General features: G+C 63.5%; 19 protein-coding genes. 3 read left to right on the plus strand and 16 right to left on the minus strand.

Annotation, left to right across the window (positions count from 1 at the left end; translation table 11 throughout):
- Positions 1-417: 417 nt before the first annotated feature.
- Positions 418-1,482, minus strand: a complete 1,065-nt coding sequence (locus tag J5J06_18020; GenBank protein ID MCO6438994.1) for a hypothetical protein — start codon at positions 1,480-1,482, stop codon at positions 418-420.
- On the minus strand, positions 1,433-2,461 hold the full coding sequence (locus J5J06_18025; protein ID MCO6438995.1) for a hypothetical protein: 1,029 nt from the start codon (positions 2,459-2,461) through the stop codon (positions 1,433-1,435). The genes J5J06_18020 and J5J06_18025 overlap by 50 nt, the downstream gene beginning before the upstream one ends.
- Before the next feature lie 360 nt (positions 2,462-2,821).
- Between J5J06_18025 and J5J06_18030 the strand changes: the two genes are divergently transcribed.
- From J5J06_18030 to J5J06_18040, 3 genes are all read left to right on the plus strand, one after another.
- On the plus strand, positions 2,822-3,322 hold the full coding sequence (locus tag J5J06_18030; protein MCO6438996.1) for a hypothetical protein: 501 nt from the start codon (positions 2,822-2,824) through the stop codon (positions 3,320-3,322).
- 1,203 nt (positions 3,323-4,525) lie between these two features.
- Positions 4,526-4,849, plus strand: coding sequence for a hypothetical protein (locus J5J06_18035; protein MCO6438997.1), 324 nt, complete (start codon positions 4,526-4,528; stop codon positions 4,847-4,849).
- Positions 4,850-4,930: 81 nt separating this feature from the next.
- Positions 4,931-5,287 carry a winged helix-turn-helix domain-containing protein gene (locus J5J06_18040; protein ID MCO6438998.1) on the plus strand — a complete coding sequence of 119 codons (357 nt, stop codon included), beginning with the start codon at positions 4,931-4,933 and terminating at the stop codon, positions 5,285-5,287.
- Positions 5,288-5,436: 149 nt separating this feature from the next.
- On the opposite strand, the gene J5J06_18045 is transcribed toward J5J06_18040, so the two are convergent.
- From J5J06_18045 to J5J06_18110, 14 genes are all read right to left on the minus strand, one after another.
- A complete protein-coding gene (locus tag J5J06_18045; protein ID MCO6438999.1) occupies positions 5,437-7,449 on the minus strand; it encodes a phage terminase large subunit family protein in 2,013 nt (670 codons plus the stop codon).
- A complete protein-coding gene (locus tag J5J06_18050; protein ID MCO6439000.1) occupies positions 7,433-8,191 on the minus strand; it encodes a hypothetical protein in 759 nt (252 codons plus the stop codon). The genes J5J06_18045 and J5J06_18050 overlap by 17 nt, the downstream gene beginning before the upstream one ends.
- Positions 8,192-8,329: 138 nt before the next feature.
- Positions 8,330-9,670, minus strand: a complete 1,341-nt coding sequence (locus tag J5J06_18055; protein ID MCO6439001.1) for a ParB N-terminal domain-containing protein — start codon at positions 9,668-9,670, stop codon at positions 8,330-8,332.
- Positions 9,660-9,797: a hypothetical protein gene (locus J5J06_18060; GenBank protein ID MCO6439002.1), complete on the minus strand. Its 138-nt coding sequence runs from the start codon at positions 9,795-9,797 to the stop codon at positions 9,660-9,662. Before J5J06_18060 ends, J5J06_18055 begins: the two co-directional genes overlap by 11 nt.
- 200 nt (positions 9,798-9,997) lie before the next feature.
- Entirely contained in the window at positions 9,998-10,366 is a 369-nt protein-coding gene (locus tag J5J06_18065) for a hypothetical protein (protein ID MCO6439003.1), read from the minus strand.
- Entirely contained in the window at positions 10,363-13,374 is a 3,012-nt protein-coding gene (locus J5J06_18070; GenBank protein ID MCO6439004.1) for a hypothetical protein, read from the minus strand. The genes J5J06_18065 and J5J06_18070 overlap by 4 nt, the downstream gene beginning before the upstream one ends.
- Positions 13,367-15,523, minus strand: a complete 2,157-nt coding sequence (locus J5J06_18075) for an AAA family ATPase (GenBank protein ID MCO6439005.1) — start codon at positions 15,521-15,523, stop codon at positions 13,367-13,369. Before J5J06_18075 ends, J5J06_18070 begins: the two co-directional genes overlap by 8 nt.
- A complete protein-coding gene (locus tag J5J06_18080; protein ID MCO6439006.1) occupies positions 15,516-15,974 on the minus strand; it encodes an ERCC4 domain-containing protein in 459 nt (152 codons plus the stop codon). The genes J5J06_18075 and J5J06_18080 overlap by 8 nt, the downstream gene beginning before the upstream one ends.
- A 139-nt stretch (positions 15,975-16,113) precedes the next feature.
- Positions 16,114-16,587, minus strand: coding sequence for a DUF669 domain-containing protein (locus tag J5J06_18085; protein MCO6439007.1), 474 nt, complete (start codon positions 16,585-16,587; stop codon positions 16,114-16,116).
- Entirely contained in the window at positions 16,584-17,369 is a 786-nt protein-coding gene (locus J5J06_18090) for an ATP-binding protein (GenBank protein MCO6439008.1), read from the minus strand. Before J5J06_18090 ends, J5J06_18085 begins: the two co-directional genes overlap by 4 nt.
- Positions 17,370-17,380: 11 nt before the next feature.
- Complete coding sequence (locus J5J06_18095; GenBank protein ID MCO6439009.1) at positions 17,381-18,526, minus strand: PD-(D/E)XK nuclease family protein; 1,146 nt, start codon at positions 18,524-18,526, stop codon at positions 17,381-17,383.
- Entirely contained in the window at positions 18,523-18,828 is a 306-nt protein-coding gene (locus J5J06_18100; protein ID MCO6439010.1) for a hypothetical protein, read from the minus strand. Before J5J06_18100 ends, J5J06_18095 begins: the two co-directional genes overlap by 4 nt.
- A gap of 44 nt (positions 18,829-18,872) precedes the next feature.
- Positions 18,873-19,490 carry a sigma-70 family RNA polymerase sigma factor gene (locus J5J06_18105; protein ID MCO6439011.1) on the minus strand — a complete coding sequence of 206 codons (618 nt, stop codon included), beginning with the start codon at positions 19,488-19,490 and terminating at the stop codon, positions 18,873-18,875.
- A 206-nt stretch (positions 19,491-19,696) separates the two neighbouring features.
- A complete protein-coding gene (locus tag J5J06_18110; protein ID MCO6439012.1) occupies positions 19,697-19,990 on the minus strand; it encodes a hypothetical protein in 294 nt (97 codons plus the stop codon).
- Between the last annotated feature and the right edge of the window lie 174 nt (positions 19,991-20,164).

Here is a 20,164-nt window from a genome sequence, read left to right on the forward strand (position 1 = left end):
TGATTTTCGGGTGTGGATCCACGTTTAAGAAATAGTTGCCAAGCGAACCGAGGAAGACCAGCAACAACCGCATTGCATGAGATCGAAGGGGCTGACAATCTCCGTCGGTGGCGCGAAAAGCTGCTGACCGGGAAGATGATCATGGCGTCAACGAGCCACCGGCGGTACCACCTCGATTATACCCCCCGATAGTGTCCCGGGCTCAGGGCATACTTCGCGGGTGGTCGGACAGCATTCGCCGCTCGGGCAGCAATTGGCCAGATCGCACCAACTCGTGCCGCCAGAGCACTCAGTTCCTTCTGCGCAGCAGAGTTTTCCGGAGAATACGGACTTGCTGCCGAAAATCCGGCAGCCCGCCCCCCGGCCCGCAGCAATCAGTGTAAAAGCACTGGCCGTCTGCGAGTCAGGTGCCGCATGTCACTTTCCTGACTGAGGAGCATTCTTACCGACCCCATTTTCACGCATGCGGATAGCTTTTTCCAATCGGCGATCGAGTGTATTGAGAACCCCTTGCGCGTGCTCCCGCAGGGATTCCTCCGGATCGTGGTTTGCCACTTGTCGAACAATAGCCTCGAACTCTGGATTGATTCGAAATCCACCGCTAGGGTCACCTACAACGAAATCCTCACCGAACACGTACGGTAGCACCTGAAACGCCAATTCTCTTGTCTCTCGATCAGGATCATCCAGCGCTTCCCGGACATATTCGCGCGCTTTGGCCCGCTCGTCCTGATCCGCGTCAAACCTACCCGCTGTCGTCCCTCCGACGTATCCAAGTGGCCCCAAAACAATGCCGCGGTCCTCAGGCCTGAAATGCTGCATGGCGCGCGAAACCGGCCCGATTTGGAGCATGGCCTGCGCAGCGAGCGACCGTATCCGGGGCGATTCGTTACGATCCTCGAATACAGTCGCTATGCCCGCAAGTGCCCCCTTCGCACCACCCTTCCATGAAGCCAACGCTGATAGAACCTCGCCCGTATTCTTGGGACGAGGCGCCTGGACGAGGGCTTGTCCTATTACGCTGGCCGCGTCGCCACGCCGCTCTTCGTCCACAGCCAGAAGCCCAGCCCAGACAAGGTCCTGAGCCGAATTGTCGTTGACGTGATTCTGGAGGAAATCGAAACCCTCGGGCATCTTGGCGGCGTAATGCTCAACGAGTGTCTGAATGACGAAGCGTTGTACGCCCGGATCGGCCGGATTCTCCTTTTCATAGTACTCAATCCCCTGACGAATGATTTGTTCATCCGGCAGACGATTGATCTCCGCCTTCGCCGCCGATACATTTCCCTCCCTGAATTGAGAGACTGCGTCTTCAAATACGTGCGGGTTCTTTGGTGCGATTGCCGAGAGAAGGCTTAGCGCACATAGCATCGCGGCCATATATTGATCCATAATAACGCTCCTCCATCGGAAGATCGAATAACTGATGCCGCTACGGAACGGGCTGCCAATCTGCCAGCGGTGTCGGGAGCCCTTCTTCATTTGCTTCAAACCTATGTTCAGCCGGAGGGAACATAGACATTGGACCCTCACCCGTTAAGCAGGGATCGTGCGAGAACACAAGCACGCCATTCAGATAGAGCTCGTGCCAAGGATATCCGTCATAGGATCCATTGGCTTTGTACTCCAATGGTTGGAGCGCGCCGTCCACACACCGTTGCCGGAACAGGATGTTTAAGTCAATATCAATTCCCGGGACGAACGTCTCGCACTGGTCCTGTGCTCGGTTCATGTAATAAACGAGCACGGTTAAATGGTCGAGGGGCGTAATTGTGATGGCAAGCAAACCAGTGCCTACTGGATCAGGCGTCGAACCTGAGCATTCCGGCGTGGCCCCTTGAACGAATCCATATGAACACTGTCCGCCACAAGTCGGTATTATCAGAGGAACAACGTCCGAGCCGGTGGGGCTGTCGTCGAAACCCTGGGAGATATTGATAACTTGAGTCAATAAGCCTATCTGGCGCTGTGGAACAGTTGGGTCCACGGTAATGGTCGATTTTTGGTATGTTCGGCTTTGAGACGCACCGAATCCATACCCGAACCCGCGATTATCTCCGCGAAAGAAATCATAAAGCGTAAAATCTGGGGGAGTTGGGCCGGCCACCTCGCACGAGATGAAGGTCTTGTATAGAATCTCGACCGTCTGGTAATCGTCCGGCGTCACACACTCAGCCGGACCAATAGTAGTTGGCTCGGGCGGGCATTCCCGCTCGGCCGTCGCCGTGACCGAGCAGCTATATACCCCGGGCGCGTCGGCCGTGATGGCGATGGAAGATCCCGACCCGGATTGTGTCCGCGGCGTATGCGACGGCGGCAATGGCGGAAGCGTGCACGTCCACGCATACGTCGGCGTCACCGGCGGGATGGCCTCACTGGCCGAGCATTCCACGCGCTTGATGCCTCCGCTGTCCACGATCCCGCTCACGGAAAAAGTCATCGCATCGCCGATGCACACCATCGGCGGCTCCACCTCTATTATACCCCCTGCGAGCGTGCCATTATCGAGGCAGCCTTCGCATTCCTCTTCGCAGCACTCTCCGTTGCCGCAGCAGTTGGTACCGGCCCGGCAACACCCGCCGGGCGCTCCGGGGCAGCAGAAGGCCGGACCGCTCACCGGGCAGCATTGCTCACCGCAGCAAACGCGACCGGCCGGGCAGCACGAATCCCCGCAGCAACTCCCGGAACAACACCTGCTGTTGCAGCAGGAGTCCCCGGAGTTGCATTCCCAGATGCACTCGCCGCCGGAACAGCGATGGCAGGCCGCGCACTCTTGGCCGCAACAGCCGGAGTCCGGCACGCAAGTTCCGTTTTGGCACGAATGACAGTCGTTGCAGATTTTGCCGCAGCAGGGATCGGGCTTGATGCAAATGCCGTTTTCGCATGTTTCGCAGGGAAGGCACGTCTTGCCGCAGCAGGGATCGGTCTCAATGCACTGACCAAGGCGGCACCTCTCGCAATCCTCGCACGGATGGTTGCAGCAGAGGTCATCGGGAACGCAGACGCCATTCTGGCAGGATTGGCAGTCTGGGCAGACTTTCCGGCAACAGGGGTCGTCCTGGACACAATTCCCGTCTTCGCATCGCTGGCAGGGAGGACAGGACTTGCCGCAGCAAAGATCGGGCAGAGTGCAACCGCCACCGACGCACGAGGAACAGGGATCGCAAATGACGCCGCAGCAAGGGTCGGGATTGGGAACACAAATGTCATTGACGCATGTTTCGCACAAATCACAAGGCACATCGCAACATGGGATCCGGGCGCATTCTCCGTTCGAGCAGGACTCGCATCGAGCACATTGTACGCCACAGCACAGATCTGAACCGGGCGGGCACGGATCGTCTCCGCCGCAAGGGACCCAAATGGGGTCGATCTCTGGTGGGCAGCGTTCTGAAATCTCATCGATTGTGCAAAGAATCGCGACAGGGCAAAGGACGTCGTTCGGGGGCAGGTCAATCGAGTATCCGGCCAAATCGCCGCCTTCACCATCGTCAAGTGGGGACGGTACAGTCGGGGGAGTAAGGACCACTATGAGTTCGACGATTTCCTGGATCGTCACCGCTCCATCGAGATCGAGGTCGCCGAGAAGGTCGTCGGGGCCGACAACGTAATCGCTTACCTCGAGAAGAAGTTCATCAATACCAAAGATACTGTTGGTCGCGACCGCCCAATCGGGCTCTGGCGGCGGCAGGTCGGGATCGCCGTAGACCGGATCGAAGATGTTGAGATCAACCCAGAAGACTTGTTCATCCGGGTGATAGACGATCGCGTAAAACGGGAGCGGTGTTTCGGGCCCGGCACCACCGCCACCTGATCCGGAAGCGTCGTTCGTCAACGCCAGAACCGATGCAATGACGCCTATCACGACTGTAGGTCGATGCGATCTGCTCATGCCACTCGTGGAGTTGAGCTTCTTGGAAGAGATCAAGGTGCCTCCCATCTATGTCACCGGCGGAGCCAAACGTCACAGGTAAGTGGTGTGTGGCGATGAGGGTACCCATTCTGGGTAGCCGAGTCAATCAGAAATGTCGAATAGGCAGCAGTAGACTGACAAGAACTTCAGCTGCCCGCATTGCCGCTCGAGATTCTGATATGCCTTTTCCGATCGGCGCGCTCAAGGATTTCTTGGGGCAGTGGCAGTATCACCTCCGATTTCCTCTGGCTTTCCGAAAGTCGGACTCCATTGCGATGTTAGGCTGCGATCCCTAATCTTCATTCGCGTCAGGAGTTAAGAGACGAGACGGCACGAGAATAAAGCGATCATGACTGGGGTATCTGAGCCTCTGATGACAGCAGTCCCATGCGGAAGCGGAGCCGGATCAGCATTGCGGGCAGCGCGGGCGCTCGACGGTGACGGTCATCAGGCGGCGTTTGGGTGATTCAGGCTTGTCTTGAAAGCACATCGATGCGGCCCTCCTTGGACCAACGCAATGGCGGGAATTCTCCGGGAATTAGCTTGATTCCGTTGGCGACAGTTGCCCTCATGTGGGTGTACGCATGGGGCGTACCGAACGCGGAGAAGAACATGATGACGAACGACGAACCGGCGGACCTGCTGGACACGCTGAAGATCACCAAGGTGCAAGAACGCGACGCCGGTGGCTCGTGGGTGATGGGCAACATCGCTGGCCACCGATTCGAAGCGCTCGTGTTTCCCGAGCATGCCGCCTATCCCGAGTACGAATTGGACGCGAGCCGCATTTCCAAGCTCTGGGTCCAGCGTAGCGCCGACCGCGCGGTGGTGGCCAATTTCGACCGCGGCTGGGACGTTCGGCCGACGACACCGGTTGCCGAGGAAATCGTCGACCTGCTGGTCGCCGGCTTGGCCGAGACCATTTACGCCGATTGAGCAGGTTGCAAAGGCACGAGATTCAAGAACACTTGGCCGCGTCGCGTCGGCGTGGCAGTCACTAAACGAAGGAGATAAGCGATGGCTACGACGAAGAAGACCGGGTCGAAGAGGACGAAGCGCGCCGCCAAGAAGGCAAGTGCAGCAAAGGCCGCTACGAAGAACGCCAGCGCCAAGGGCACCAAGGTCGAGACGACCCTCAAGCCCAAGCGCGTCAGCGCGCTAGACGCCGCCGCCCAGGTGCTCAAGGCCGCGGGCAAGCCCATGCGGGCGCAGGAACTGATCGCCGCAATGGCCGAGCAGGGCCTGTGGTCCAGCCCCAACGGCAAAACGCCGCACGCGACGCTCTACGCCGCCATGCAACGCGAGATCACCGCCAAGGGCAAGGACGCCCGCTTCCGCAAGGTCGATCGTGGGCAGTTCGAGCACAACGGATAGCGGCCCGCATCACCATCCCACCTCTCACGCCTCGGTCACGCCGGGGCGTTTCTCCGGCAGAAAAGCCTCCCCACGACGAACGCTCGAGAATCACACTCGTCGACGGGCGGCCTCGATGTGGGACATCCCGACGCCCAATACGACATCCATCATTGCCGGTTGCGATGCAGGATGTCCGTGAACCGGTCATAAGCTTGGGAGATCCGCTCGGTAATGGTCGGCCCGAACACGCTTCCGACCTCGATATAATCCTCGGGCTCCGACCGGCGTTCGACGTCCGGCTCCACCAGCCGGGCGCCACAGGCGTGCGCCGCGGCACAGGCGTTGTAGAGCGCGTCGAACCAATGGTTCTGCCGCCGCAGGCGTTCCCACTTGGCCACGACGCCCTTGCCGGCCACGAACTGCTCGGTTTTCGTCTCAGCGGTCAGGTGCTTGGCCAAGGCGATGTGGTCCTTGGGCGTACCCCGATACAACGTCATGGCCCCGGGCCGATCGATGGGTGTGCTCAAACGGGCATGCACCCAGCTCTTCCATTGGTCCGCGTCCACCTCGACGAGAAGCAGGCCTTCGGCGGTAAGTAGGTTGGCGTGGTACCCCTCACCCAGAACCTTGACCACATTCCCGGTGCTCGTGGGGCGGTTGTACCATTGCCGATATTGCTGCGCGGCGCCGCGACCGACCGCCGGCCGGAATCGATCACCCACCTGGCGGCAGAAGGCATAGACGACCGGTCCCTGGTAGCCGGCGTCGATCCACACCTGCTGCGGAACCATCGTCTTGCCCTCGGCATGGCCCACCGGCCAGCCGGTGGTGGCCATGTCGTGGAACTCGCGCAGGGCCAGCATCACGCCCTGTTCGACGCCCACATCCTCGCTGGCCACTTCAATGCGCCCATAATCGACGATGTGGCCCGTGGCGCCCTCCGACCAGGCCACGACGATCCAGTGAATGAGGTACTTGCCGAGGTCCACGGCGGCAGTGATGAATTTCGTCTCGGGTGGGGCGATGCCCTTGGGCAGGGCGATCATCCGCGCCGCCAGTTCCGTGGCCTCCAGCGCCGTCTCGGACCACTTGGATGGCGCCACGGGCACGCACCATACGAACTGGCGCATCTCCCGGTCGGCGTTGTCCTCGTCGGGGGCATGCGCCGCACGCCATTCGTCGGCGGCAAAGTCCCCCGCGGTCAGGAAGAGGTTATTCACCGCCGACCAGCGGAAGCCCAGCGTATCGGTCTGCGGCGGCAGCCCTTCAACTTCCCCCTCGCCGTCGATGGACTGTCCCGCGTGGAGCAGACGCCCGCTGTGATTGGCGTTCTCCCGGTCCACATCGCTCCAGACCTGGCCGCAGTTGGGGCAGGAGAATGCCCCCACGCGTCGGGCTTCGGCCTGGCCAATGGCGCCCTGCCAGCCGGTGAGATGCTCACGCTCGGGCGATACCCAGGCGGGGCAGTACGGACAGGGCAACCCGATGCGGCTCTGGGTGCCGCTCTTGTATTCCTGCCAGGTGCGGCCCTGCTCGGTCGAGACCGTGCACTCCATGTAGATGCGTTTTCGATTGCCATAGGCCCGTGTGCGGGCCTCCAGTTGGGTGATCTTGTCCGACTCGCGGCTGGATGCCGCGGCCTGGTCCATGCCATCGGTTTCGGTGATAACCACGACGCGCGAGGTAAAACCCGCGCGGCTCTTGTCGCCGCCGCCACCCGACATGAATTTCAGCGTCGCGCCGTTGGCGAACTGGAGGGATTCCACGCGGCCGCCGCGGCTTCCGCCGCCACGACGGGGGAGCAGTTCACGATAACGCGAACGCTCGATGGCCGGCAGGATGTCCTCGCGCCATTTGTCACCCGCCATGTCCATGTCGGGCAGTCCGCAGATCACCGTCTCCTGCAATTCGAACAGGTGAAAGAGCAGCGGAATCACGAAGCAGGAGAGCGTCTTTCCCGATTGCGTGGGCCCTGTTGCCACGCAGCGTGACCATTGGCCGGAGTCCACGGCGTCGAACCAAAGACCCGTATACGGCTGACGCGAACAGCGGAACCGCCGTCCGGCAAATGGTCCATCGGGAATGATGATCTCTGCCTCGGCGAAGGCCCGCATGCTGCGCAAGGGCCGGGGTCGGGCCTGTGCCAGGAAGGACTTAAGATCATCAAGCGTCGGATGCATCGCTTTGGCACGCGGTTTCGTCCGTCCGATTCTTCGAATCTATCGCTTCCTGCTCTCCCCTTCGTGGCTCCGTGGCTTCGTCGCTTCGTGGCTTCTTCCCATCACCTGTTGCCTGACCCTCGGCCTCGCTGCCCAGCGTCCTCGTAATCTCGCGTTCGGCGTCATCGAGGGCTTCGTAGAGCACCTCGGCCGCGGCGCGCCCGAACTGCCGCTGCAGGGACTCGCCGGCTTCCCGCAGGATGGAGGCGATCTGGCCCAGCGCTTCGCGGATTTCGTCACGCGGGAGCAGCTGCCGCTGTCGCTCGAGGCGGTCCAGTCGGGCCAGTTCGGCCCGCTCGGTGCGGTAGCGCTCCAGCGCCGGGCTGGAGCCGCCCTGGAGCATGTCGTCCGATTCGCTGGCGAGGCGGTACTTGTTGGTCGCCAGGAAGTCATGCAGGGCCCGCACGACCTTGGGCAGATCGATGAAGCGGCCGCCGAAGGGGATGCCGTAACGCTCGGCCTGCTCGTTCAGGATCTTCGTCTGCCGGCCGGACATCTGCCGCCAATGCTTCTGGGGGATGCTTGAGTAATGCTGCCAGCGAAGCCGCTCCTCCTTGGCCTTCTCATGCCGCCGCAGGGCATCGCGCTCCTGGCGGGTCAGCTCTTCATGTGCCAAGACCTTGCGATAGGCCTTGGCCACCAGGTCGCTATCCACGCGGGCGGCGGCGTCGAGGGGCGGCGAAGCTGCATCGGCTTGCGGCATATCACTTACTTGCCTGTTTTGCCTCTTGCTTGTAAAAGACGCCCGATGCGGCGACCCGCGGGCTTTGGGTAGTCTGGGAAGGAACCATGCCTATACCCTCATTCATGGTTGCGTATTCTCATACAGATCCGCCTATTCTCATACTTCTGCGCTGCACAGTCGCTCCGCCGACTTGCCTGTAAATTGCTCCCAGCGCTTGACGATCACATCACAGTAGAGCGGATCGAGCTCCATCAAGTAGGCACGCCGCTGCGTCTGCTCCGCGGCGATCAGCGTCGACCCGCTTCCCCCAAACAAATCCAACACGTTCTCACCGACCCGCGATGAGTATTGCATGGCCCGCACCGCGAGTTCGACGGGCTTCTCGGTGAGATGGATCATGGACTGCGGGTTGACCTTCTTGACGTGCCACAGGTCGGTCACGTTGTTGGGACCGAAGAACGCATGGCCCGCGCCTTCGCGCCAACCATAGAAGCAGATCTCGAAGGCGCCCATGAAGTCCTTGCGTGTCAGCACGGGATGCTGCTTGTCCCAGACGATGCCCTGGCTGAAGTAGAGTCCGTGCTTCTTGAGGAACGGCGGGTAGTTGCCCAGGTTGGCATAACCGCCCCAGATGTAGAACGAGCGGCCGGATTCGAGAACGCGGGCCATGTTGCCGAACCAGGCGTCGAGCATGGCGTCGAAGGCCTCGTCGGTGACGAAGTCGTTGGCCAGCGGTCGGTCCTTGGCGCGGAGCTGCTTCGTCGTCTTCCTGGCCTTGCTGTGCCCACGGGCCAGATCGAAACCTTGGTGGTGGGTCAGCCCGCGCCGTTTGCCGTTGGCGCCGCTCTCCGCAGCGGGGAACGACGACAGCCCCGCGGCGATGGCGTTGTTCGACCGCGGTTCAACTTTGACGTTGTACGGCGGGTCCGTGTTCACCAGGTGCACGGGTTGACCGTCGAGCAGGCGATCGACGTCCTCGGGTCTGCTGCTGTCGGCGCAGAGCAGCCGGTGATCACCGAGCACCCACAGGTCGCCTACCTGCGTCGTCGCCTCGTCCGGTGGTGCGGGAATATCATCGGGATCGGTGAGGCCCTCTTTGACGTCCGTGTCGAGCATCTTCGCCAGCTCGTCGGCGTCGAAGCCCAGCAGCGACCAATCGAGCCCCATGCCCTGCAACTCGAGCAGCTCGATGGGCAGCAGCTCGAGATTCCATTCGGCCAGCTCGGCCGTCTTGTTGTCCGCGATGCGGTAGGCCCGGATTTGCTCCGGCGTCAGATCCTTGGCCACGTGAACGGGGACTTTTTCGAGTCCCAGCTTCCGCGCCGCCTTCCAGCGCGTGTGCCCGCAGACAATCACACCGTCGCCATCCACGACGATGGGTTGCCGGAACCCGAACCGCCGGATGGACTCCGCGACGGCGTCCACCGCCTGGTCGTTGGCCCGCGGGTTTTTTTCGTACGGCTTGATCTCGGCCAACGGCCGCAGCTCAACCTGCATCGTCGGCCTCCTTCTTCGCCTCGCTGCGCCCGGTCAGCTCGGCGTAGCTGATGCCCAAGTAGAACCCGCCAAGCACGAACCCCGTAGCGCAGAGCAGCGTCGCCAGCCCAGCCATCAATCCAGCCATCGTTTCACCTCCTTGTTCGTTGGTTTTCCCGAATCACGTTTCCACCTTCCGTCCCAGACCGCCTCGGCCCGCCACGCGGCCACCCAACGCCCACAAACGCCGCGTGGGCCGCGATCGACCCGCGGTTGGACGTCTGCGCTGGGAGAGCCCCCCGCTCGCCCACGGCGCAACGGGGTCGCGGTGTTCCATTGACGCGTGGTTCACCACCCTCGCTCCGGAATGGGCAATCCAAGCCGCGCCAACCATCTCACGGCCTCGGCATAGCGCTTCTTGTGGATGCGGGGGGCTTCGACCGAAGCGCTACCGCGGACGAGCGCTCCACTGCACATGGCGACCATCTCGGCGCTGGCCGGCTGAACGATGATGGTCCCCCGAGGTGGACTGCCGTTCACGGTGATGACGTAGCCCGCCAGGCCGTAGCAGCCGAAGAAGGGGGCGACGTGGATTTCGCGTTGGAGATCGTCCTCGCACGGCGCTCGGCCGAACAGGCCGTACGCCCAACGGATGAACGCGACCTGCTGGTCTGCGGGCAACGTCCACGGTGCTCGACGATTCATGGCCACGGTCATGACGCTCCTCCTTCGGGGCAGATCAGTCGCGCGGCCTGCCTGTACATCGCTGCCGTGGCGCTGTCCGTCTCCCGGCAGCGTTCGGCAAGCTGGAGCAGACGATCGCGCCACGCGGATGGACTCCAGCCATCCCGCCGTCGGGCGAGCTCGATGACCCGGTCTGGAAGGCCGTTGATGGGACCGCCGTACCAAGCGGCGTCGCTTACGGTCGGCGCCGCAGACCTTCCGAGCGGGGTGAACGAGGTCTGCTCAAGGTCTGCGGCAAGGTCTGCCACATTAAGTTCTTTCATATCAGCAACTTGCGCATCCACGGCAGACCTTGCAGACCTTTTTCCGGGTCTTGGTGCGATCTCGCAGGCGCGCGTGCGCGCGCCTATGCATGCGCCGGGAGGTAGGTTAAAAGGTATGCAAGGCCTGCACGATTGATCTAAACTATTGTCATCATGATAGTTATCCGTGCAGACCTTGGTGCAGACCTTTTCGGAAGGTCTGCACGAGGTCTGCAGGCCATCATCGTTTTCAGCGTTGATAAGGCGGTACTGCAGTCTGCCGCAGCGGTCACCACGGTCGTCAACGACGATGCGCAAGTCGCCAATCACGCAGTCGCGCTTCCGGGATAAGCGCATACCCAACTGCGTGAGCGCGCCCCTCTCGCGCCCGCTCGTGACCACGCCGATGAGCAGATCGCTGCGTCGACCTTCACTCTCCCACAGCAGCGTGGCCAATTCGCTGACGCCCACCCAGGCGCTCTGCCACTTCTCCCACCAGACGTGAACAAACGCCCGCCACTCGCCGGTCTCGTTGTCGGCGCGCTGGCGGAGCTGGTCGGCGTTGCCCAGGAAGCCGGGAACGCCGGCCACGACCAGGATGCCGCCGAGCATCGCGGCGTAGTCCTCGAAGCTGCCCATGGTCCGCGCGCCCCGCGGACGGCTCGCGGCCAGCCAGGCGCGCACCAGCGTCAACCCCGCGTGAACAAGGCTCGCCCTGCGCTCGCGGACGGCGGCGATCAGGTTGGGATAACGGAAGCCCGCTCGATTCTCCGGTGATTCGATATGGGCATCGAGCCGTATCCACACCACCCGGCGGGTGATTTCCTTGGAGAAGGCCAGGTTGTTGCCCGTGCACACCCACATGGCCCTATTCGGCAAGGTGACGATGCGCGTCTGACCGAGGACGCGATCGGTCCACGCTGTGGCGGTCAGCACGGCGGCGAGATGCTCGGAGTCCAGCCGCGAGGTCGCATTGTCGAATCCGATGGCCGGCTTGCCCGCGGCGAGCTCCGAGGTGATGCGCTTGCGCCATTCGTCGGGCTCGCGGGCGCCGGTGCGGATGTCCAGGCCGTGGCCCAGCCCCGGCCACAGGCAGGCCTGGAGCAGCAGCGATTTACCTGTCCCCGCCGTGGGCGCGTCGACGGCATGCAGCGGCGTGGGTCCGTCGATCATGTACCGCACGAAGGGCAGGAGCATCAGCGCCACGGCGTTGGCCAGACTGCTCGCGTCGGCGAAGGGAAACTCGGCGATGATGTCCACCAGCATGTCGCGGGCGGCTTCCACGTCCTGAGAAGTGGGTCGCTCCGGAACGACGGGAAGGTCGGCCACGGTGCGATGGTGCCATAGCCCGCTCTCGGCGTCGTAGCCGTCGGCCACCACGAGATGACCGTCGCCCGTAAATGCCGGGCAGTTGATCAGGCCCAGAAGCGGAGGCAGCTCCAGAGCGGGTAAGGCGAGGATGTCGCGGGCCACGGACAGCGGCGGCAAATCGGGCTCGAGTCGGTCCCCCTGGCGATCGTGCTTGAGCGTGAACCAGTCGGCGGCGTCGGTCATCTCTCCGCGCAGGGCGTGGGCCTCGAGCAGCTGGATGTGGGGTGTGGACGCGTCGCGATCGTTTCGAGCGAGTTCGATGCGGGCGACACCATCCCCGTGGCGAAACAGCCGGGGAGGATCGTTGGCTGCCCTCAGGGCGCGGAGGGCGTCGGCGCGGATGTCACGCAGTTGACGCTCGTTTCCTTGAATCTGCGGTTGGGAGGAGTTTGCGGGCGGCGTGTCTGGAGTGAATCGGTTCGTCCCTGCACGGCGCCTCCGCGGTCGATACTGCCCTGTGACCGTCTGCAGGGCCTTGGCGATGGTCATCTCGCCGTAGGTCTGCCGGCCGTGCCGTTCGTCCCACTTCTCGCGCATCAGGCCGCAGCGTCGATAAAGGCGATCGATCTGCGCCGCGTCCTTGGTGTAGAAGGCCAGCGTGAACACCAGCGACGAATCCGCCTCGCTGCGGGAGTTGAAGTGGCTGTTCCAGCGCCCCGCCCACAGGTCGGTGAACTTGCCGCCCGATCTGCGGTTGCCTTGGGCAAGGCGGAGGATTGCTTCATCGGCGAGTACCACGCGACCGTTGTCGGAGGCCTGCGCATCCGCCGCCGGCGCCGCAGCCTGCGCAACTGTCGAACCGAAGAGTCGTTCGTACAGGGCGTTGAGCTCCGCTTGGCGATCCTCGACATCGCCGGAAGCGTCCGTCACCCGCTGACCCGTTACGGTGAAGAACCTGCCGGCGTCGTAGAGTTCGACGGCGCCGTCCTCATATCCCCGCTTGCAGCGCGGGCCCGGTTTGGCGGCCCGGACAATGATCTTCACGCCGCGGCCCGAAGGGCTGATCTCGGCGTAGCTGTCCAGTTGATCGATGAAGGATTGCGCCCAGGGCTTGGGCTTATTCGTCGTGGGATCGACGCAATTATCCAGATCGACACCCGCGTAGGGATCGTCCGCCGTGAACACGAACCCCACGCCGGCCAGGTCCGGGCAGCGCACCAGCGCCGCGCAGGCCTGCTCGAACGATCCCCACGTGGCCGGGTCCGTCGCCGAAGCCAGCCCGCCTTTCGTGGGGCAAATGGGACACTTGGTGACCCTGCCGTCACGCTCCACGTAGCGCCAGCAGACCCACTGGCGCCGCGCGCGCAGGCACGACGGCACCACGCGGGCCAGATGCTGCGGCTCGATCACGACCGGGGCTTCAGCCATGCACGCCCTCCCCGTCGTTACCTATGCCGTCCCCCTTTCCGCGTGACCACAAATCCAGGAACGTGCGGCGGCGAACGACCTGGTCCTTTCGCAGGGCGGCGCGCAGGCCCCAGCGATCGCCGATGAGGATGCAATACCTCGCGGCCCGTGTGACCGCGGTGTAGAGCCAGTTGCGATCGGCAAAATAGTGCGCGCGATGGCAGAGCACGACGGCGCAGGGGAACTCACTGCCCTGGGCCTTGTGGGCCGTGAGGGCGTAGGCCAGCTGCACGTTGGGCAATCGATCCCCCTCGATCGTCACCGGGCCGACGCCCTCGAAGTCGACGATCCACCCCCCGGAGATCGTGGAGCCCAGTACGTACCCGATGGTGCCGTTCATGACGCCCCGCTCATAGTCGTTGGTCGTCTGAATGACCTTGTCGCCGGGGGCGAAGCGTCCCTCGACCTGGCCGTTGAGCAGACGCTGCAGGAGGGGGTTCAACACGCGCGTGCCCAGTAGCCCACGATGCGTGGGCGTGATCACCTGCACGTCGCGCACGGGATCGAGGCCCAGGCGCCGGGGAATACGCTCCCGGAGCAGTTCCCGCAGGTAGAGCTGGATCTGCTGGGCATCGCGGTAGACATCCACCACCGTCCAGGCCGGATCACCGACCGTGGTCGGCGCGATGGTCTGATCCAGGATGGCCGAGCAGTTGGTCTTCAGCGCCCCCGCCTGGCGCACGACCTCGTCCAGAACCACCTGCGGAACCAGGCGATGTTGAATCAGATCGCGGAGGACGTTGCCGGGACCGACGGGCGGCAGCTGGTTGTGATCGCCGAACAGCAGGAGCCGCGTCCGAGTGAAGTCGATGCGCCGGAGCAGCGCGGCCATCAATACCACGTCGACCATCGATACTTCGTCGACGATGACCACGTCGTAGCCGGCGTCCTCATCACACCCCGTGGACAGGTTCCCGCAATGGAACTGGGTTCCGTCATAGCGGAGCAGGCGGTGAATGGTCTTCGCCTCCAGACCAACGCCCTGGGCGCGAAGCGACGCCTCGATACGCTTGGCGGCCTTGCCCGTGGGCGAGCACAAGGCCATGCGAAGCCCCGCGGCCTGAAACGTGCGGGCCAGTCGGGCCAGGACGTACGTCTTGCCCGTCCCCGCCCCGCCCGCGACCAGGGCGATGCCATGGCGCAGCGCCGTGCGGTAGGCATCGACCTGTCCGGACCTGAGGCCTTCGATGGCCTCACCGGTGCCGAGCAGCGGCGGAAGCGTGGTGGCGTGCTCGGTAAGCGTGGCGTGAATGAGCCGCTCAGCTTCATGCAGCTCGGGTACGGTGACCGCGCTATCATGCGCGACCAGCGCCCCTTCGCGTAGCAATCGGTCCCCCGCCCCGCGGATGACCTCGCGGCTGTCGAGGGTGTCCAGGAGCAACGTGTCGTTGGCTTTGTCGATCAGGTCGGCGCCACCCGTCCAGGTGTGGCCGCCGTCGATCTCCTGCTGGAGCGTGTAGCGCAGGCCCGCCTCGAGGCGCCCCGGGTGATCCTTGGGGGTGCCCATGGCCCGGGCGATCTTGTCCACCTTCTTGAAGCCGTAGCCGTGGATGTGCTTGATGATCTGGTACGGATCGGCGCGGAGGAGGCCGACGACGGCGTTGCCGAACGTGGTAAGAAGCGTCTCCATCTGATGATGGGTCAGCCCGAATCCGGCCAGGTAGGAGCGAATCTCGTTCTCGGCGGCGTTGGCCCGCCAGGCGTCGCGAAGGGTCTCCAGGGTCGCCATGGGGATTCGCAGGGCGTGATGGAGCTCGTTGACGTCCGCTGCGAGCAGGCGGTCGAGCCCGTCGGCGCTTCCCGCGGCCGTCACGATTCTCCGGGCCGTGGCCTCACCGATGCCGGTGAACGCCGGGTGCTTGGCCAGGTACTGCACCAGACCCTCGGGGCTCCGGGGCAGCTCGTAGCGGACGAACTCGACGGCGAACTGGGGTCCGTACTTCGCATCCTTCCTCCAGCGACCCACCAGGGCCACCGCCTCGCCGGTACTCACGCAGACCTTGCCGGCGAAGCGCACGCTGCGCCCGTCGTCCGTTCTGAGCACGCCCGCGGTAAAGCCGGGGCTGCCGTGGTAGACGCGCTCCACCATGCCGCGAAGGGGATCAGACATGCAGCGCGTCCCTTGCGCGACTGCCGGCGCGATCTCGGGCGAAGGCTCGCAGGAACGCCTCGGTGAAGACCCGCGCCGCCTGGCGGCTCCCGCACCAGTAGACGGGCACGCCATGATGAACGGCGATGAATATCGCGTTGCCCAGTAAGGTCCCGGGCGATGTGCCACGCAACGCTTCCCCGTGCGCGCCGCGCAGGACCTGATCGAGGTCGGCCTCGACGACGACACATGCCGCGTCCATGCGGGCGAGCTTCTTCAGCTCCGCCGCAAACCGGGGGAAGTCGTGCACGACGGTTGTAGCGAAGTCGCGCAGGCTCTTGCGCTCCACGGCCACGCGGTCCTGAAAGCCCTCGACGGAGTAATCCCCCGCCTCCAGCTTGCGGCACTGCGCTGGACACGTGAACGCGTAAGGCTCCTGCTCCCGGGAATCGATCACGATTTGGAATGTCATGATTCAGCTCCACGCCAAGGTGGGCGGGACGGTCGCCAACCGGCGCGAGGCCCGCACCCGGCGATCCCTGGGGCCCGCTCTTCCACACCGGCTGCGCCGCCCCGCCCCCACCCGTGACCGGTGATTCGTCCTCCGCCGGTTAGAAGGGCACGTCCACGTCGGACACTCGCTCGCCGATGGGCACCTGGACGGCGCGGTTGAAGTACACGTTCGTGTACTCGCCCTTCGTGCGCTTGGTGACCTCCAGCGTGCGGTCCAGCAGCGTCTCGAGGTGCGCGGGAAGATCGCTGAACCTGGGCAGCTCCAGACCCAACGTCTTCAGATCGCCTTTCACGAAGGGCAGCGAAGCCTGGGTGATCACCGCGTTCTTGAAGATGTGCCGGTTGGCATGCGGGCCGGAATGGACCACCAGATCCCACTTGATCATGGGATCGCCCTTCTGGCTGCGGGCGACACGCACGGTCTGCACGCGCACCTGGTACTTGCCGTCGGGAACCTCGTCGCTGTCCGCCGCCACGGCCGCGGCGTACTCCTCGTCGTACGTGGACAGATCAACGGGGGCCGCGTCGTCGCTCGGCGCGGACGAATCAAATGCGCTGGCATGGTCGGTCATGGCTTGGCCTTTCCGTGGAGAATCTTGCCCGGCGGAGTCGACGCATCCGCTGCACCGGCCGCCGGGGAAGTGCCGGAAGCAGCGGAATCAAAAGCCTGAACAAAGGACTCGTAGGAGAGCGGCAGCACGTCGGGCAGGCGGCCCGTGCGGTCGCCCGCCTCGTACGTGGGATGCGGCTTGGTGCGCATGACGCGCTCGACGACGACGTTGCCGGAGGCATCCTTGCGCGTCTGCGTGTCGCAGAAGAGGATGATGTCCACCAGGCCCAGCACGACGTTGCGGGCCCGATCCGGCAGGCTGGGCTGCGTACGTGTGTACTCGCCCGTGCGCGTCTCCACCGTCTTGTCGACGGCGTGGGAGATGAGCACCAGCCCGTAGGGCAGCGACGCCAGCCGCGTGAGCACGCGATGCCACTCGTTCTTCACCAGCGCCCAGCCTTTGCCGTGCGCCATGTCGCCTTCGTACTCGATGCCGTGCTTGCCGCAGACGTGATCGGTGCAGTACTTGAAGGCGTTGTCGATGGTGTCGACGACGATGGTCTTGAATGGATGATCGCCCGCGGCCACGAGCTTGCAGGCCGCCAGCAGGTCGTCCCAGGTGTAGGTGGCGATCTTGAAGACCTCGAGCTGGTTGAGCCCCGGCTCGCACTCCAGGAAGAGCGCCCCGGGGAACTGGCTGGCGAAGGTCGACTTGCCGATCTTCGGTGCTCCGTACACCAGGACGGTCTGCTGGGCCAGGTCATTGGCACGCTTGCTTCGTTCTGCGGGTAGTGCAACGGGCATGGGTTGTTCCTTTAGAATGGGTTCTCCAGCGTCTCACCTGTGGCAGCGTCATCGAGGCCCTCGAGCTCCTCGTGGGGCGGGCGGATCTCGAAGAGGTTGTCACGCACGTTGGGGTTGAATCCCGATTGGCAATACGGCAGGTAGGCGCACGGCCGCTGGAACGAGAAGCAGTTGGACGTATTCAGCAGCCATTTGCCGCGGCGCCGCGCATCCAGGTACTGCTGGGTGATCTCCCAGACCTCGTCCTGGAGCATGGCCAGGCGATCTTCGGAGAGATAGATGCGCTCGCGATGGAAGGCCTCGGGCTTGGCGTACCATTCCGCCAGCCGGGCCTGGAATTCGTCGTCGGTCTCGGGAAGCTGGCGCTTTGCCGTGGAGCGGCCGGATTTGTTCTTCGCGGCCAGTACGGCGCGACGGGCTTCGTATTCCTCCTGCGACTCGCCCGCATGCTGCTGGATGCGCGTCTTGAGCAAGACGTTGTAGATCACGCCGACGATGGGGGAGCCCAATTCGCGGAGGTAATGGCTGTAGAGCGCGATCTGCGTATCGGTCCACAGCTTGTCGAGGTAGTTGGCGTCGATGGAGCCGGCGGTCTTGTGCTCGAGCAGGTACAGCTCACCGTCGAGCCGCACGATGCCGTCGACTTTACCGGCCATAACAAACGTCTGACTGGGTCGACCCGTATCCGGGTTGCGGATCTCGGCCTGGAAGACTTTTTCGACCTCGACGACCTCGAAGTCCTCCTGCGGATAGCGGGCGGCGTAGCCGCTCACCATCGCCCGCGCCAGTTGCCAGGTGCGTTTCGCATGGGGGTCGCCGGCGCGGTTTGGATAGGCGCGGTCGAGGTCGTCGAGGATGGTCCACAACCGATCGGCGTCGTCCGTGGCCCTGTACCACGTCTCCAGCGCCGCGTGGATCAAACTGCCGAAGGCCAGCGTGTCCGCCCTCTCTCGACCTTGGAGTTGGTCGATGTAGCGATGCTTGTACTTGCGCGGGCAGTTGCGGAACGTGTTCAGCGCCGAAAAAGTGAGGAGACTCTTGCCGGTTAAATCGGGGGTGCAAGCGCTATGCTTGTGCCCGACCGGACTATCGATGCGATCGCAAGCGTCGCTCGTGCAAGGAATGCTCGGCGAGAATGGCGAAACGCCCGGGCTCATGCGCCGCATCCCTCCGTGCTTGCGGGAATGACCGCCTCCACCCGCCGCACGTGAAAAGCCTCTTCGCCGAACTCCCGGGCCAGCAGCCGTGTGTAGGCCTTGACTACTGCTTGGCCGACCTCGTTGCCTCCGTCGACGAGGATGGCCCCGCGAGCACGATCCACGCGGTAGTCACTCTCCAGGCGTACGCGGGCCTCACCGTACAGACCCTCGATGGCGTACTGTGCCAGGTGCAGAGTCAACTCTGCGTCGGACAGCATGTTGGGAATGCGAAACTCGAATCGATACGTGTCCGTGGCCATGACGATCTCCGAAGCCGGCCTCGCCGGAGGCCGACACTGGTTACCTATGCCGTGGGCGGATCAGGTGTCCGGGAATCGTCCGAATCCCCGAAACCGTGCGCCTCGAAGTGAAGGCGAATGCGTTCAATCGCGTCGCGGACTTGGGGGCGCGATATGTCCAGGTCGCGGGCAACGGAGGAAATGTTGCCTTCGATCAGTCGCCGCCAGATGTCCCGGAGATCCGGCGGAAGGGTCCGGACCGTTTCGACCACGTCGGAGACAATTTCCGCGCGCTCGAGCGATTCCGGCTCAACGCCGGTCCGGCGGGTGAGATCGGCGGCGGTCAGTTGACTGCAGAGGGAATCTGATTCGCCCCGCCCTTGGTCGACCGGCGCATCCAGTGACTGTGCGGTGAAGCCGGCGGCGCGCTTGAGTCGTTTCCGGTCACGCAAGATCATGCGGACCTTGGACTGGATCACGCGTGCCGCGAACGTGTTCGGCGATGCCCGGCGGGGGTCGTAATGTCGCGCCTGCTGAACCAGGTGCATCGCCAGTTCCTGCTCCAAATCATCTTGATCCGACCTGCTGAATCCGGGTTTTCGGGATAGTTGCCTTGCTTTGATCCTTACCAACGTCTGAGCGTATGCGGTGAGTACCGCCTCGCCGGTGGGTGCCGGGCGCATCCGAGCCTCCGGAGGCCGGAGGCATGCAACCTTGTCGGGGCATCCGATGTGCGCGCAGAACATCCCCTTGACGCGGCGCACTGTGCGATCGCTTATTCGTGAGCGATGATGACCCGGTGGTTATGTCTCTCGGTCGAGAGGCAGGCGCCACAACTCATGTGGCAAAGCCACAAAGGGTGTGGCATCCAAGAAATGTGCGAGGATGATCAGGTCGCCCAATCGACGGGTGGTTCCGGAGAATAGCGGAACGTGTAACCACTATTGATGAATGCCGCCAAATGGCGGCCGAGCGCGATGTGTTGGTCCTTAATCCGGTCGATATCCCTCGAAACCGCCATCGACACCGACTTTCGGACCTTGTCGGCATCTGTCTTTTGGCGCGTCCGGCCGCCGAGACCGGTCGCGCTGGCAAGCTCAGTCCCAAGGCTCTCCAATTCTGCCTTCAACTTTTCAATACGCCCGATGTCGTTGTGTGCCGTCGCCTCGTCAAGGTCTTCCATCAGGTCGCGGTAGCGCTTTCCGTATATTTTTCGCCCGGTGTCGTCGAGGTCGCGGTAGGACCCCGGGTTGCCCCGGGGCCCCCGCACAGATCCGTACAGGCGGAATTACCGCATACGGCTCCTACTTCGGGTGCTTGGCGTAGAATCGCTCGTTGGGATACGGGTGCAATATCC

The sequence above is a fragment of the Phycisphaerae bacterium genome, assembly GCA_024102815.1.
In the GTDB taxonomy this organism is placed as follows: domain Bacteria; phylum Planctomycetota; class Phycisphaerae; order UBA1845; family UBA1845; genus JAGFJJ01.